The organism is Virgibacillus sp. NKC19-16 (assembly GCF_021560035.1).
GTDB lineage: Bacteria > Bacillota > Bacilli > Bacillales > Amphibacillaceae > Virgibacillus_L > Virgibacillus_L salidurans.
On sequence record NZ_CP074373.1, the window covers coordinates 3,188,030 to 3,203,228 of the forward strand.

At 38.8% G+C, this 15,199-nt stretch carries 14 protein-coding genes and 1 pseudogene; 11 read left to right on the forward strand and 4 right to left on the reverse strand.

All coding sequences use genetic code 11. From position 1 onward, the window contains the following. Positions 1 to 13 precede the first annotated feature (13 nt). Positions 14 to 1,510, reverse strand: a complete 1,497-nt coding sequence (locus tag KFZ58_RS16040) for a BCCT family transporter (RefSeq protein WP_235792296.1) — start codon at positions 1,508 to 1,510, stop codon at positions 14 to 16. Positions 1,511 to 1,587: 77 nt separating this feature from the next. Next, positions 1,588 to 1,917 (reverse strand): hypothetical protein, encoded by a 330-nt coding sequence (locus KFZ58_RS16045; RefSeq protein WP_235792297.1) that lies wholly within the window; start codon positions 1,915 to 1,917, stop codon positions 1,588 to 1,590. Positions 1,918 to 2,009: 92 nt separating this feature from the next. Here KFZ58_RS16045 and KFZ58_RS16050 point away from each other — a divergent pair, with 92 nt between their 5' ends. Further along, positions 2,010 to 3,455, forward strand: coding sequence for a sodium:solute symporter family protein (locus KFZ58_RS16050; RefSeq protein ID WP_235792298.1), 1,446 nt, complete (start codon positions 2,010 to 2,012; stop codon positions 3,453 to 3,455). Positions 3,456 to 3,482: 27 nt separating this feature from the next. Then, a complete protein-coding gene (locus KFZ58_RS16055) occupies positions 3,483 to 5,141 on the forward strand; it encodes an amidohydrolase (RefSeq protein WP_235792299.1) in 1,659 nt (552 codons plus the stop codon). A 182-nt stretch (positions 5,142 to 5,323) separates the two neighbouring features. Here KFZ58_RS16055 and KFZ58_RS16060 read toward each other — a convergent pair whose 3' ends face one another. After that, positions 5,324 to 6,193, reverse strand: a complete 870-nt coding sequence (locus tag KFZ58_RS16060; RefSeq protein WP_235792300.1) for an AraC family transcriptional regulator — start codon at positions 6,191 to 6,193, stop codon at positions 5,324 to 5,326. Positions 6,194 to 6,827: 634 nt separating this feature from the next. Between KFZ58_RS16060 and KFZ58_RS16065 the strand changes: the two genes are divergently transcribed. The 9 genes and pseudogenes from KFZ58_RS16065 (at position 6,828) to KFZ58_RS16105 (ending at position 13,841) form a co-directional block, all read left to right on the forward strand. Then, a complete protein-coding gene (locus KFZ58_RS16065) occupies positions 6,828 to 8,075 on the forward strand; it encodes an APC family permease (protein WP_235792301.1) in 1,248 nt (415 codons plus the stop codon). Positions 8,076 to 8,112: 37 nt separating this feature from the next. After that, positions 8,113 to 8,685: a bifunctional transcriptional activator/DNA repair enzyme AdaA gene (locus tag KFZ58_RS16070; protein WP_235792302.1), complete on the forward strand. Its 573-nt coding sequence runs from the start codon at positions 8,113 to 8,115 to the stop codon at positions 8,683 to 8,685. Further along, positions 8,675 to 9,154 carry a methylated-DNA--[protein]-cysteine S-methyltransferase gene (locus tag KFZ58_RS19265; RefSeq protein WP_304956802.1) on the forward strand — a complete coding sequence of 160 codons (480 nt, stop codon included), beginning with the start codon at positions 8,675 to 8,677 and terminating at the stop codon, positions 9,152 to 9,154. Before KFZ58_RS16070 ends, KFZ58_RS19265 begins: the two co-directional genes overlap by 11 nt. A gap of 225 nt (positions 9,155 to 9,379) precedes the next feature. Then, positions 9,380 to 10,148: pseudogene (locus KFZ58_RS16080) on the forward strand (tyrosine-type recombinase/integrase). Positions 10,149 to 10,241: 93 nt separating this feature from the next. Continuing rightward, complete coding sequence (locus KFZ58_RS16085) at positions 10,242 to 10,412, forward strand: hypothetical protein (protein WP_235792303.1); 171 nt, start codon at positions 10,242 to 10,244, stop codon at positions 10,410 to 10,412. Then, positions 10,402 to 10,731 (forward strand): type II toxin-antitoxin system PemK/MazF family toxin, encoded by a 330-nt coding sequence (locus tag KFZ58_RS16090; RefSeq protein ID WP_235792304.1) that lies wholly within the window; start codon positions 10,402 to 10,404, stop codon positions 10,729 to 10,731. Before KFZ58_RS16085 ends, KFZ58_RS16090 begins: the two co-directional genes overlap by 11 nt. Positions 10,732 to 10,820: 89 nt before the next feature. Next, a complete protein-coding gene (locus tag KFZ58_RS16095) occupies positions 10,821 to 11,279 on the forward strand; it encodes a hypothetical protein (protein ID WP_235792305.1) in 459 nt (152 codons plus the stop codon). 283 nt (positions 11,280 to 11,562) lie between these two features. After that, entirely contained in the window at positions 11,563 to 12,303 is a 741-nt protein-coding gene (locus KFZ58_RS16100) for an SDR family NAD(P)-dependent oxidoreductase (RefSeq protein ID WP_235792306.1), read from the forward strand. Positions 12,304 to 12,986: 683 nt separating this feature from the next. Further along, the gene (locus tag KFZ58_RS16105) at positions 12,987 to 13,841 is read left to right on the forward strand and encodes an aldo/keto reductase (RefSeq protein ID WP_235792307.1); all 855 of its coding nucleotides are present in this window, start codon (positions 12,987 to 12,989) and stop codon (positions 13,839 to 13,841) included. Positions 13,842 to 14,017: 176 nt separating this feature from the next. On the opposite strand, the gene KFZ58_RS16110 is transcribed toward KFZ58_RS16105, so the two are convergent. Further along, positions 14,018 to 14,632, reverse strand: coding sequence for a PH domain-containing protein (locus tag KFZ58_RS16110; RefSeq protein ID WP_235792308.1), 615 nt, complete (start codon positions 14,630 to 14,632; stop codon positions 14,018 to 14,020). Positions 14,633 to 15,199 lie beyond the last annotated feature (567 nt).

Consider the following 15,199-nt stretch of genomic DNA (forward strand, 5'->3'; position numbering starts at 1 on the left):
AGCTGCTTCGTTTTTATTTATCTTTCTTGTATTCTCCTTTAATCGATTTCCATATCGATACAACCATAATCAGCAGGATGACTGTAAATGGCAATGCTGCTGTTAATGATGCTGTTTGCAGTGCATTCAATCCGCCTGTAAATAATAATACAAGGGCGATTGCTGTGATAAGAACACCCCAGATGATTTTGGTGATCAGGGCTGGATTTAGACTTCCTTTGGATGTCATGGTACCTAAGATATACGTTGCTGAGTCAGCGGAAGTTACCATGAATGTAAAAATCAGCAATATCGAGATGACCGATAAGATGTCTGTAAAAGGCACAGCTTCCAATGCTTGAAATAAGGCCACTGTTACATCTTCATTAACCGCCTCTGCAATTTGTGTTCCATTATTTAAATCACTGTAGAGTGCTGTTCCGCCAAATACGGCAATCCAGACACAGGCAATAGCGGGCGGTACTACCATCACACCTGCTACAAATTCACGGATGGTTCTGCCTCTTGATACCCGTGCTACAAATGCTCCTACAAATGGAGACCAGGCGATGGCCCATGCCCAGTAGAATATCGTCCAATCATATACCCACTCGCCGCCTGCATATGGCGTCAAGCGCAGACTATACTGAATAAAATTGGTTATGTAATCGCCTAAGCCCAATACAAACGAGTTTAAAATAAATACCGTTGGACCAAGTAAAAATACAATTACCATGATAAGCAGAGCCAACCCTAAATTTATATTACTCAGCCATTTTATTCCTCGATCCAATCCTGTACCGGAAGAAACTAAATAGCAAGCCATCATGACTAGAGCTATGATGACCTGAACCCCGATATTATTCGGAATCCCAAATACGGATGACAATCCCCCATTAAGCTGGATAAACGATAACCCAACAGTTGTCGCAACACCCATGACTGTAGCAATGACAGCCAATATATTAATCGTATTCGCTACCCCCCTGTTTTTCCCGATAACGGGTTCGATAGCAACAGAAACCAATCCACTTCTTCTTTTTCTGAATTGAATAAAAGCAATTGCTAGTCCTGCAATCGCAAATACGGCCCACTGACTAATTCCCCAGTGGAATAAAGAATAACCCATCGCCACCCTAGCCGCTTCCTCGGTTTGAGGCTCAAGGCCAGGAAACGGTGTCACAAAAAAGTGACTCATCGGTTCTGCGACGCTCCAGAAAACAAGCGATACACCAAATCCCGCCGAAAACAGCATACCAACCCATGTAAAGAATGGGTATTCCGGGCGTGAATCTGCAGGCCCTAACCGCATTTTTCCATATTTACTCATGGAAATTCCAACGAGAAATAGAATAATAACAAATACTGCCAGTAAATAAAACCACCCAAAATTAACCGTCGTAAAATCAAAAAGTGCCTGGGCTACGGTGCCAAATTGCTCTGGCATGAAAGCACCAATGATAACTAACAAGCTAAGAATAATTGCAGAGATAAAAAATACCGGATTTTTGTAAGATTCTTTTTTCTTCATAACATGTCCTTTCTGTTTCTAGAATTTCACTTATTATATCACACTACAGTATACCCAACCCAAACATTTTTATGAAACTAAACACGAAAAGCGAGAATGATAGTTATAAGAATGGATTTTTTTTGGGTGTAGTCTCCCGATTTGATGTGCATCTTCTCGATTGTGCAGTGCTTTAGCGTTCTCTCTTGATTTCGAGGTGCTGGCTGTCTCCCGGTTTGACGGGCACCCCTCCCGGTTTGAAGCGCGTCTCTCCCGGTTCGGATAGGCTCTCTCCCGGTTTGACGTGCATCTCTCCCGGTTGGCCCGGTTCGGACAGGCTCTCTCCCGGTTTGACGCGCGTCTCTCCCGATTTGACGAGCATATCGCCCACCAACTGGTACGAACATTAGAACAATGTTTTCTTCCATAAACTTATAAAGTAAAATAACAAAATAACATGATAATTCTATTTAAAATAATAGCTTCTTAGATTATACATAGAGAAAGGTGCGTGAGATCATTGAGCTGGTATATTGTTTGGCTGGGAACATTTTTAATCGGGATTTTAGCAGTAGGGGGTTTTTTCGCACGGAAAATAAAAACGGCCGATGATTATACCATGGCTAATTTTAGTTTGGGATTTTTCCCCATCGCAGGGAGTATTATTGCTACTTCCTTAGGGTCTGCGGCTGTCATCGGGTCTGCTGGTAAGGGATTTGAAGTTGGGCTAACCTGGTTTATGACAAAATTCCCTACAGCATTCTTTTCCATTTTGCTTGCTGTACTCCTTGGTGCAACGATACGCAAACTGAAATTATACACACTGCCTGACCTATTTGTTCGTCGTTTTGGGAAGGCTTCAGGGATTATACCATCACTGATTATTAGTTTGCTTTACATGACACCAACCTTTGGTATGCAAATTGTCGGGATGGGTTCTGTTTTAACAACGATTGTTGATATCTCTTTTGTTTCAGCAATGCTGATCGGGTTCGTCATTTGTGTCAGTTTTACATTGATGGGCGGTTTGCCGAGTGTTGCTTGGACCGATGCGATACAATCCGTATTAATTCTTGCAGGGCTCATCATTATGTTCTTTATGGCATTAAACTATGTTGGTGGGGCTGAGGTTGTTGTGAATAACACATCACCCGAATACTTTGACCTTTTCGCCATGGATACAACGGAACTGATTAATTATATGATCATTTTTGGTCCTTTCTATTTAGTATGGCAAACGTCATGGCAGCGTATTTCAGCTGCTAAGACGGAAAAAATTGCTGTCAGAGGGGTTTCGATTGGGTTTTTGATCACATTATGTATCGCGCTTTTTTCGATTGGCATTGGCATTATTGCTCGTCAGTCCATACCATCGGACACCCATCCTGACCTCGTATACACGGAATTTTTAACAGCGGTGTTTCCTCCTGCTATTGGTGGATTTTTTATGGTATCTCTGTTTGCGGCAGTATTAACAGGTGCGACGTCATTTCTATTAAGTGGTGCTATGAACATTTCAAAAGATGTTTATCAAGGTTGGATCGCCCCGAATGCCAGCAGCAAGCAGGTACTTAACGTATCGCGGCTCTCTGTGGCAGGTATGGCAATTGGAGGTTTGGTTGTCGCCCTCCTAATTACAGACATCATCGCCATTTACACCTATGCATTATCGCTATCTGCCATAACGATGGTTGCGCCAGTACTTGCGGCCATGTTTTGGAAAAGGGCTACGAAAACAGGAATGATTACGAGTGTCATTGGTTCCTTAGGCGTTGCTTTCATCTGGAGCCTTGCAGGTGATCCATTTGGACTACATGTGATTATTCCAGGTTTGATCACGTCATTTATTTTATTGGTAGTAGTAAGCTTATGTACGACGCATTCTTCAGAGGAAAAAGTTACGGCTTATTACTTTTCCATGAAAAAGGTGGATGACCCAACGCAGGAGCTTGAGAAAGCAAAATAAATTTCACGTCAGAAAAGGGGAATTACTATGAGCGAAGCAAGTCTACTATTTACAAATGCAAATGTATTAACACTTGATCGTCAAAATAGACGGGCTGGTTCTGTCGCGGTCGCAAATGGAAGCATCATCGGTATTTGGGCTGAACCCGAGCCTCCTAAAGATTCGATTCGTATTACGGAAAAGACAAATGTCGTTGATGTAAAAGGGGCGACATTGTTACCAGGGTTTATTGATACGCACAATCACATCATGATGTATGCATTAATGCAGGATCAGGTAAATTGCAGCACACCACCCAATGAAACAATTCAAGATATAACAGAAGCTATCGCGGCAAAAGTAAAAGAAACGCCTAGCCACGAATGGATCCAGGGATATGGTTATGATGACACCCTTTTATATGAGAAGCGTCATCCAACAAGAGAGGATCTCGATAAAGTATCACCAAATAACCCTGTCATCATTAAACATATTTCCGGACACTTAGCTGTGGCCAACTCCCTAGCACTGGAATATGGAGGGCTTGAGGACATGGCTCCTGATCCACAATCCGGGGGACATTTCGGCAGGGATGAATCCGGACATCTGAATGGTGTTTTATATGAACCGGGCGCCATCACTCCGGTTTCGAGTCAAGTTCCAAAGGAGGATCTTGATCAAAGGCTAGATGCGTTAGAAAAAGCATCCGAAGAATATCTCGCTCAAGGGATCACCACAAATTCTGATGCAAAGGTAAATGACCTAGAGGAATTAGAAGCCCATCTCGAAGCTGCAAAACGCGGGCTCAACCCGATGCGCACAAAATTAATGATCATGCACCACCTGCTTGCAGATAACGCACCTTTCGCAGGCTATACGCACGCGCAATTAGATAAAGAAATCAGAGAACGTTCCAATGGTCTTGCTGAACTGGACAGTGCGAAAATGTTTCAGGATGGCTCTATCCAGGGGTTGACCGGCGCATTAAGACAGCCCTATCATCAAAACCCGGATATTTACGGTGACCTGATTCATGACCAGGAAACTTTTCAAGAAGAGGTTCTGGATTTGCATAAACGCGGATTCCGGGTGACAACACATGGGAATGGTGATCATGCCATTGGATCTATCCTGGATGCCTATGAACACGCGATTGAGAAACATCCCCGTCCGGATCATCGACATCGAATTGAGCATGTGCAAACAGGCACTCCGGATGACTTAGCTAAAATGGCTGCAATTGATGTCGCCGGGTCATTTTTCATTAACCATGTGTATTATTGGGGAGACAGACACGAACGGATTTTTCTCGGTCCAGAGCGGGCTCGTCGTATAAGTCCACTGGCTGATGCTGTGAAGAATAACTTATTGTTTACCCTTCATTCGGATTGTCCGGTTACACCAATCTCGCCATTATTTTCGGTATGGGCTGCCGTGAACCGAAAAACGAGAGAAGGAAAACTTCTAGGGCCAGAGCAGCGTATCGATGTGGTCACCGCCCTAAAAGCGATGACGATTTACGGTGCGGCGTTGAATTTTGACGAAAAAACATCAGGAAGTCTAGAAATCGGAAAACAGGCGGATTTTGCAATACTTGAAGAAGATCCAACAACCGTTGATCCGGATACTATTAAAGACATCGCAATCAAAGCTACATTTATTGATGGGAAACCTGTATATGGACGGGAGACGCTCGTAACTAGTTAATATTCTGCCAAGGCTAGTGCACGGAGCGACACTAGCCTTTTTTGCTAATATAAAATACCATTCTACTAGTAAGTTTAACTTTTTATTTAATTTAATACCATATCAAAAGCGAGAAACGGAATTATCACGTTTCTCGCTTTTATAAGAATAAACCCGGATTGTTTTTAACCAATTTTCGTTCCTTATTCCGGTTTCCTTCGAACGGGCAACCAGATCTCGCTGTAGGCATAGTCTTCTTTCTCGCTATCCATTATTGTTAAAGAAAACGAAGGTAAATGAACGAGTTCGTAATTGGATGACGGCAGCCATTCGGAAGCGGTTCTCGCCATTGTATTTTGCAAAGTTGAAGGAAACGGACCTTCATTTGGAAAGACAACCCATGTGTGTGCTGGAACAGCAATCGTATCTAAGTTGTCATTGACCCCTTCCATTGTCGTTAAAACACCAATCATATGAGTTAAGTCGCCTTCTTCTTTGATAAACTTTCCATCTGCGTCGTATGATACGTTAACAATTTCTTTGGGATCCATATTCTGTAATCGATGCATCTCTTCCATTTGTTCATCTGTAATACTCTCTGTTAATTCAACAATCGCTTGATTGACTCCTTCAAACTGCATCGGCACTCTTTTTTGTACTCCAGCAAAACGAAAAGCAGGTAAAGTAACTATTTTCGCTTCCATTGTATTTCCTCCTTGAACATTGATATAAAAAGATAATTTTGGAAAAGAAAGGATAGTATTCGTTTTTCTAACCTCAGAGGGAAGGTAACTGCTCCAATTTTTAAAAGCTCTGGAAAATCCCTCTACTGATTCGTATCCATACTTGAAAGCTACATCTGTAACACTTTCTCCTTGAAGCAGTTCATGATTGGCCATGGAGAGTTTACGTTGCTTAATATAATGACTGAGTGATATCCCAGCAATCGCTTGAAAAATCTTTCTAAAATGGAAATCAGACTCCCCAACATATTCAGCAACGTCTTGAACCGAAATATCATCCATTAAGTGTTTTTCAATAAAATCAATGGCATCATTTAAATCTTTTAGCACTCCAAATCAATCCTTTCTTTAACCTATATATAGTATAAATCAATGATAGTAAGCAAAACTTGATATTTTTTATATAAAAATAATCACGTTGCAATTCTATCCCATTATAACTGAATGCAAAGAGGGATGTATTTTTATTCTTTATTTATGATATGTGTCATATCAATAGGTTGCGGTTGCTACTATGACAAACTCTATTCTTAGTAAAGTACAATTAAGAAGTGATCATTTTTTGTGCATTTAACAACAACGTCAAAATGGCGATATTTTTATCTATCAACCTGAATTATTCACAGGAAAATTTAGAATAAAGTTTGATGATTTATAAACAACTGAGGTGTATTTCCTATGCACAAAAATAATGATTTAATTTATTACTTATACTTGACTAGTCGTAGGAAAAAGTTTGATACAATTACATTAACAAACCTATTGTGACATTGCCGCGATAGGGCCATTATCTGGAATAAATGACTGCTTACAATCTTCTATTTTTTATGGACCGTCCCTATATAAATCACAAATATTGAAAAACAAGCCCCATAAGAACTGCTATAAAGAATTAAACCGCAAAAATCCGGAAGTGTACCTCAATTCTACATTGGTATAATACATGTAGAAATGAGGTGACTACATGACCAATAAATCTATTGGATTATTTCAAGGAATTGCTTTATATATTGCAGCAGTTTTAGGATCAGGAGTGCTTTTTTTATCCAGTGTTACTGCGTCCATAGCTGGGCCGGCATCCATATTATCTTGGGTGTTCGTGATCATTATTAGCTTTCCTCTTGCCTATTCATTTGCTTGTTTAGCAAGGGATTACCCAGATGCTGGAGGGGCTGCAACTTTTGTCAGATATTCATTTGGGAAACACTTAGGAAATATTATTGGATGGTTCTACTTTGTCACAGCGGCAGTTGGGCAGACCATCGTTGCCTTAACAGGAGCTTATTATTTAGGGAATGCTTTTGATTTTTCCCAGATTCAAATAACATTTTCTGCCATATTGATATTGGCTATTGCTGGAATCACTAATTATTATGGCATTCAGGTAAGTGGCAAAATAGCATTATTGTTAAGTGGATGTTTATTTCTTCTGTTAGTAATAACGATTGTATTGGCTATTCCTAGTATAAGCTGGAATCAATTTACTCCCTTTTTTCCTAACGGAAGTGGTTCAATCGGATCTGCTATAACCGCCATTTTTTGGGCCTTTTTTGGTTGGGAGGCGATTAGCAATCTTGCAAATAATTTTAAGCAACCAAGTAAAAATATTGTTAGAAGCACCGTTATTAGTGTCATAATTATCGGCGTACTTTTTCTTGCCCTAAGTTTTATAACCATTGGAACAGGGACGTACGGTGATCAGGAGAGTAATTTATCGCCTATTGCCGTCATTATAAATAATACCCTCGGTGTAAATGCTCAAATGCTTACCGGTACTCTTGCCTTCATTATTTGTACTGGAACAGCAAATGCATTTGTCGCTAGTCTTACTCAGCTTGGTTATTCATTAAGTAGAGATGGGGCATTTCCTTCATATTTTTCTGTGTTACACCCAAAAAACCAAGTATCAAGGCGCATGGTTTTGTTTGTGGTTATATTTGCAGGGGCGGGAGTTGTCATTACAAAAGCTCTTTCTCTTACGTTTAATGATATTTTATTTATTCCAACATCGTTAGGAATTCTTGTTTATATTCTTTCAATGGCTGCTGGTGTTAAACTGTTTAAAAAAGGAACTTTACCTTGGTTGTGTTCATTGACCGCCATGGTTTTATGTGCCCTCGTCCTTCCATTTTTTCGGTCGTACATCATTGTTCCATTTGTGGTTGTTTCTATATATGGAATTTACATGTTTTTTTGTAACAAAAAGGTGTAAAAGGTGTTAAAGTAATGAAAGACAGGAGTTGAATGAAATGGTTGTTAATACAGAGCTTTCTTTAAATGACATGGTAAGAATTGCTAATAGCTGTGATGATTCCTATGACGGCCTGTTTTTCTACGCGGTGAAAACAACAGGAATTTTCTGCCGCCCATCTTGTAAGTCCAGGTGTCCCAATAAAGAAAATATCACCTTTTTTCAAACAGTAGAAGAGGCAAAACAGGCAGGTTTTCGCCCCTGCAAAAGGTGCCAGCCGGATATCGTGAATTTTGATCCCAAAACGGATCTCATTAATGACACAAAGGCATATATTCAAGAGAATTATACGGAAAACCTTACATTGAAACAAATAGCGCAAAACATTGGTATAAGCCCTTATTATTTAGGACGACTTTTTAAAGAGCACACATCAAGAACACCACGCACCTACTTAGAGAATCTACGAGTGCGTAAGGCCGTTCATCTTTTAAAAAACACAGACATGTCAACTATTGATATTTGTTATGAAGTAGGATTTCAAAACTCATCAAGTTTTTATCATGCCTTTCAAAAACAGACTCAGTATACACCCCAACAATATAGAAAGGATTTTAGCTATGATTTATGACGAATGTCAAACAGATATTGGGCTTTTAAGATTTGTGCTAAAGGAAAACGGAACGATTGCACGCGTATTTTTAACCGATCATCATTGGTTAACTTTTGTTGAAAATCATACTGTTAAAAAGAGCTCTGAGCTGGGAAAACCTATTCGAGAACAGTTTCATGAATATATTGGTGGAGAACGTAAGGGTTTTGATTTACCATTTGAACTTGAAGGGACATCATTCCAAAAGCAAACATGGAAAGCATTGCAAGCCATTCCTTATGGGGAAACAAAATCTTATTCTGAAATTGCTCGTTCTATTGATCGACCGCAAGCTATTCGTGCTGTAGGACATGCAAACAGTATGAATCCATTGCCGATTATATTTCCGTGTCACCGGGTTATTGGAAAAAGTAAAAGTCTGACTGGATATGTTGGAGGCATAGAAATGAAAAAGCAACTACTTCATATTGAAGGTGTCCTTATTTAAATACCCCACGGAAAATCAATCTTCCAGAATACGAAAGGGCGCGTTTGCAGTACAATATTTTTTCAGAATCTGCCCACCTTGCGGAATAAATTATGTCAAAATTGAATCAATTGAAAAGTGGGAAAGGAGGATTCTAATATGGGCTTAGCTTTGGAATTTGTGCGAGTTTTACTACCTTTAGTAATAGTGAGTGGGATTGCAGTATATTCCTCTCTTACTTTGAAGATGTATGGTTTTCAATACAATCTTTTAAAGCGTCATTTCGATGATATCAAAATGAGTGAGTTTACAACAGAAAAATTGAAACAATATCTGGTTGTAGCAGGTGGACATTTAAAACCATCTAGTTTGGGACATCGCATACGATTCATTAAGTCGTTGTTAAAGTGGACACATGAGGAAGGTTATATTATAAAAAATCCAGCTGCCAAGTTAAAAGAACCTAAATTAGGACAGCGAATCCACAAATTTCTTTCCAAACACGAAATTGAGCATCTCCGTGAAGGTTGCCATACATCGATGGAAAATGCTTTATCCTGAGTTTTTTTATTCAACCGGCTGCCGTATCGGTGAGGTCGCAAAGTTAAACGGAGATGATATTAATTTCGTAGGAAACTCTGTAATTGTACACGGTAAAGGGGATAAGGAAAGGGAAGTTTATTTTAATATACGTTGTGCAATTTGGTTAAAAAGGTATCTAGATGAACGTGATGATGACAACCTTTGTTTATTTGTCACAGAACGCAACCCTAAAAGACGTATGAGTGTAGATTCTCTAAGATATGTTATTAAACATATTTCCAATCGAGCTGGAATCAAAAAAACAATTCATCCCCACCAATTACGCCACAGTTATGCAACACATATGGTTGACAACGGGGCTCCCCTTGAAGTAATTCAAAGTCTTTTAGGACATGAAAAGAGTGAAACAACCAGGATTTACGCGCATCTAAGCGGGAAATTGCGACATGACTTTTATAGCAAGTATTTTTGACATACATTCCTTAACTAAAAAAATGGAATTGAACATTTATGTTACCGATAATATAAGGTATAATGAAAGTATAGCTTAATGGAGGTGTGTTATATGTCCGTTCCTGAAAGAATTATAAAGGAAATTGACACGTTGAGTGAGCAAGAAAGACAAAAAGTACTCGATAAAATTAAAGAAAAATATATGGCTACGGATGTCATTTTGCTAGGCGAAAATTACTCCTGGTGGGATAATGAGGAGGACGACATATACAATGAGCAGTAAAATGAAACAGGGTGATGTTTGGTTAGCAGATGTCCTTTTTAAGGGAAGTCGTCAAACCAAACAGCGCCCTGTTATTATTGTTGGAAATGAATTGGCATTAGATATGGATGTCATTATTGCGCCAGTTACAAACCAACAGCCTAGAAATCAATTTGATGTTGTTTTGGAGTATTGGGAGGAAGCAGGTTTATTAAAACCGTCTGTGGCTCGTACTTCCAAAATTGTTTCTGTGCATGGTAATGAACTGAAGCGTCACATAGGCGAGTTACATAACGATGATCTTGAACGAGTACTCAATATGTGTAAAAAGCTATTTTAGTAATGCGATTTTTGGTCTTAGTTCTACAATAGGGCCATTATCTTGAATAAGACCAGTTTAGTTCCAAAAACTAAACTGGGGTGATGAGTATGAAAAAGCTAGCTGTTAGTCTTATTTTAATTATTTTATTAGTAAGTTATAATATCCCAGCATACGCAAAAACGATAAGTGAAGCTGATACGGAATTACGTGATACATTAAAATATGCACTAACCAATAGCCTGAAAGAGCCACAGGAAGTAGAAGCTACTCCGACAAATGGAGGAAATGAGGAAATAATAAATTTATTGAACGAAATCAAAAAGGAACTTATAGTATCCATTCCAAAGCAAACGGGACTTGAAAAGGGGTCGATAGGAATAATAGTAAGTACTAGTTCTAGTTCTGTTAAAGGGAATATTGACATTGACGTATCAATAGGTTTACCGAAGGGTACAAAAATTGATGATGCGACAATTCAACAAATAGTTGAAGATATTATTAAGATTGTTTCTAAAAAAGAAAACGTAAAAATTAGCGTAGAAAATATTAAGATAACAACCGGCTAATGGTGAATTACTTGAAAGGAACATATCCAACAAAGAAGATTCGTATTATAAGGTTGTGAAAAAATGAACTTAAAGAATTGGGCGCAAGAACGGAATAAATGAGCGCCCGTCTTGCGTATTAGTTAGGGTCAAAATATTGAATAAATAAAAATATATTGTAACCTTGTGTGGAGAGATCTCAGATACGAGTTTTTTTTAACCCATCACTAAGCAATAACGTTTATCTTTTTGCGATGTAGTTCTACAATAAATAGTGTATAGAATGATAAGGGAGGAAATAAGAATGGGAAAATTAGATGATAAAGTTGGAGTGATTGTCGGTGGTACATCAGGCCTTGGAGAAGCTACAGCTAAAATGTTTGCAAAAGAAGGGGCTAAGGTGATCGTTGTTGGTTTAGAAGAAGATCAAGGTCAACGTATTGTTAACGATATTGAACAGAATAATGGAGAAGCAATATTTGTAAAAATTGACATAACGAATCGGACATCAGTCGAAGATGGTGTTAATAAAGCAGTAGAAGAATACGGCACGATTGATGTATTGTATAACGGAGCTGGTATTCATGATGCCTATGAAAATGTCGTTGAAACGGACGAAGAAACATTTGATAAAGTAATGGATGTAAATGTTAAGGGGCCATACCTTGCCACGAAAGCCATTATGCCTATATTTTTAGAGAAAGGCAAAGGAAATATTATTAACGTCGGATCGCAATCTACATTTGTTGCCGGTGCAGGTGGTAACACTTACGTAACGAGCAAACATGCTATAAATGGGTTTACAAAACAATTGGTTTATGATTTTGGTGATAAGGGAGTAAAAGCTAATTTAATCGCACCAGGGTTCATTGAGACACCTATGACTGAAGGAATTCAAGATGAGAGACTAAACGATATTCCTGCAGGTAGGGCCGGCAAACCAGAGGAGATTGCAACGGTAGCAGTTTTCTTAGCTTCTGATGAATCAGATTATATGCAGGGGGCTGAAATTAAGGTTGACGGTGGCTGGACTGTTGGACGTTAAGAAGGAACAAAGCAGTTTGAAAAAAGTATAAGAGATACAATACAAGAAAATAAATCAATTCGAAAAGCAACCTAGAAGATAGATTTAGGCTATTCTACACGAGGAATCAAATGACTTTTGTTTAGTATTATTTTCTGATTTTCCAGTAGCAACTATAAGAATTACAAAATCATTATTCCAGTTATTATCTTTTCAATATGGTTGATGACATATTGTCTGCAAATTAGGTTTCATGTTCCTGCGGTCTTTTAACATCCCTAACCATTGAACTTGTTGTGTTTGTTATTATAATTATGCAGGTAAGTCAACAATTTGGTGTAACGATATTAGGATGACGGATTGCTGTAAATTCTCTTTCCAGTCGAACCCTGCTTAGCGATCCCTCCTTTCGAGTTCCTTCAGCTTTTTTAGAAAAGCATAATGTCCTCAACTCCTCAATTAGTTCCGATTGGTGTAGGATTTTTTTAAATTGGGTATAGTAATGATGGACAACTCAAGAAGAGAGTTGAAAACATGAAATACTGGTAATGTGACCTGAGCTTGACAATTGACCGGCAGTTGTTTTAACCGGAAGCCCTGTTTGGTGAAGATTTCTGTTGGTTTCATATTGGCAGAGGTGAAGGAAATACCTTTTTCTATCATTCTCAGGCTCGCATTACAACGATTTTAAAGGAGATGAGACTTTGACTGTTGATAATAACAATTTTATTCTAAATGATGGCGGCTCGCTTCCCCTTGTGGGATTAGGCACGATCGGCATTAATGGTGATCAGGGTACATTTGAAATTTTAAACGCCTTAAACGCAGGATACCGTTTAATCGATACTTCAACAAACTATGACAATGAAGGTATTGTCGGTGAAGCTGTGCGCAGGTCCGCACTGCCCAGAGAAGAAATTTTAATCAGTACGAAATTGCCCGGCTCTTACCATGAATACGACAAGGCGTTTATCTTTATTCAAGAATCTTTACGCCGCACTGGATTAAAATATTTTGACAAGTATTTAATTCATTGGCCGAATCCCAAAGACGGCAAATATGTAGAAGCTTGGAAGGCTTTAGTGGATGCTCAAAAACAAGGATTAATCCGAACCATCGGCGTTTCAAACTTTGAAGCCGAACATCTGGACAACATTATCGCAGAAACAGGTGTGACTCCTGCTACAAACCAAGTGGAGCGTCATCCGTATTTTAATAATAACCGTATGGTTGAAGAAGACGCGAAACGGGGTATTCTTACTGAAGCCTGGAGCTCTTTTGGTCGGGGTTATCTGAATGACGTGCTGAACAATGCCACAATTAAAGAAATTGCGGATAAATACGATAAAACTCCGGCACAGATTATTTTAAACTGGAACTATCAGGCCGGCGTATTTTCTATTCCAAAATCGAGTAATCCAATGCATCAAAAAGATAATATCAATAGTACCAACTTTGAATTAGCCCCTGAGGATATGGAAACAATTGATTCATTGGATAAAGGGGAAGCCGGCCGTGTAGAAGGGCAGGACCCCAACGAATATCACGAATATGTATAGACAGGTCAAATATGAACATCGTATTGTATTCGGTCCATGAAGGTGCTGCCGTTTCTGATATATAGTCATCGATATTCGTTTTGAAACTGAAAAACATATAAATGTGGTGCTCAATAGACTTTCTTAATCAGGAAAGTCCTTGAGAAACAGCCTCAAGGACAAAACCGACTAACAAATTAATTATTAATATACTTCTCAAAAACTTCACCAAAATCTTTTTTATGATACTTTTCACGGGATGACTGGACCCAGGAAAACCCAAATTCCGTTATTTCTTTATATTGCCCAGCCAGGTTTGTTTCGGAGGTTCTTGAATTTTGTAGAACAGAAACAGCTTTATCAAGACTTTGGCTGGTCATATCCAGCATAACCTCATTCGCGTGTGTGATTTCGGATATATATAGCAGTGCTTTGTACAGATCTTTTAGTTTATCAATTTCCTCCTTATGCACATCAATGCTAAGCACTTGGTTTCCAATCTGGAATTTAATTTCAATATCCATATCGACTTTTCCTGCTGTTTCCATGACTACATCAGAAATTTTATGCTGGGAATAAGGGTAACGCCTTAAGGTCTGTTTAGAGGAAGTTGCATTTTCCCCGTCCACATGAATCAGCGCCAGGTTGGTGAAACAATACTCGTCTGCTTTTGTTTTGATCAAGAAGTAAATTTGTTCATCATCTTCATGCCTGACATAATCATCTGCATCCGTTTTATCATAGTCTTCCGGCCCGATAATTTTACCAATATCGGATAAACCTAGAGCATCTGAAGCTAACTTTTTGAACATATGTACAGTTCCCCCTTCATTTAAAGTCTCACAGTGATTGTAACATATAAAACGATCGGTAAGGGAGAGAGTTTTCATTTGTGTTTTTCTTCTATTCTAAATCCACCCCTCCCCCAATTAATGAGGGCAAGAAACAAGCTACATCATAAAGTTACCTAACTGCTTTATTAAAGAAAAGGGCGCGATAACCGGTGCGACACGTTCCCTACTCAAATAAGATGTGGCTATCATATAATTATTGAAAATAGAAGAGAGGATTTTGCTTATTTCCCCTGATATATAGGCCTTATCAGCCTATTAATCACGAATAGCGTTGGTTAAGGGATTGTAAATACTGAAAAAACATAGCATTAATTTTTTTTAGGATAAATGTTGAATATCCATCCATATAGAATGAACTCCGGCATATGACTAAACAAATTTTAGTTCTATCTAGAGATTGGATCCACTCTAGTGAGTTTAGCTTTGAAGCCTTTTTTGGATTTATCCTCTCGATATTGCATTCTGCCAAGACTAATGTAGGGAGCGTCAATAGTCTTTTTTCCTAGTATAAATTACACCTCTACT

Bases quoted from the DNA above. Each gene is read 5' to 3' on its own strand.
- KFZ58_RS16040 (WP_235792296.1), bottom strand. From the start codon at position 1,510: ATGAAGAAAAAAGAATCTTACAAAAATCCGGTATTTTTTATCTCTGCA.
- KFZ58_RS16095 (WP_235792305.1), top strand. From the start codon at position 10,821: ATGAAAAAGCTAGCTGTTAGTCTTATTTTAATTATTTTATTAGTAAGT.
- KFZ58_RS19265 (WP_304956802.1), top strand. From the start codon at position 8,675: ATGATTTATGACGAATGTCAAACAGATATTGGGCTTTTAAGATTTGTG.
- KFZ58_RS16100 (WP_235792306.1), top strand. From the start codon at position 11,563: ATGGGAAAATTAGATGATAAAGTTGGAGTGATTGTCGGTGGTACATCA.
- KFZ58_RS16065 (WP_235792301.1), top strand. From the start codon at position 6,828: ATGACCAATAAATCTATTGGATTATTTCAAGGAATTGCTTTATATATT.
- KFZ58_RS16090 (WP_235792304.1), top strand. From the start codon at position 10,402: ATGAGCAGTAAAATGAAACAGGGTGATGTTTGGTTAGCAGATGTCCTT.
- KFZ58_RS16045 (WP_235792297.1), bottom strand. From the start codon at position 1,917: ATGGAAGAAAACATTGTTCTAATGTTCGTACCAGTTGGTGGGCGATAT.
- KFZ58_RS16085 (WP_235792303.1), top strand. From the start codon at position 10,242: ATGTCCGTTCCTGAAAGAATTATAAAGGAAATTGACACGTTGAGTGAG.
- KFZ58_RS16110 (WP_235792308.1), bottom strand. From the start codon at position 14,632: ATGTTCAAAAAGTTAGCTTCAGATGCTCTAGGTTTATCCGATATTGGT.
- KFZ58_RS16070 (WP_235792302.1), top strand. From the start codon at position 8,113: ATGGTTGTTAATACAGAGCTTTCTTTAAATGACATGGTAAGAATTGCT.
- KFZ58_RS16055 (WP_235792299.1), top strand. From the start codon at position 3,483: ATGAGCGAAGCAAGTCTACTATTTACAAATGCAAATGTATTAACACTT.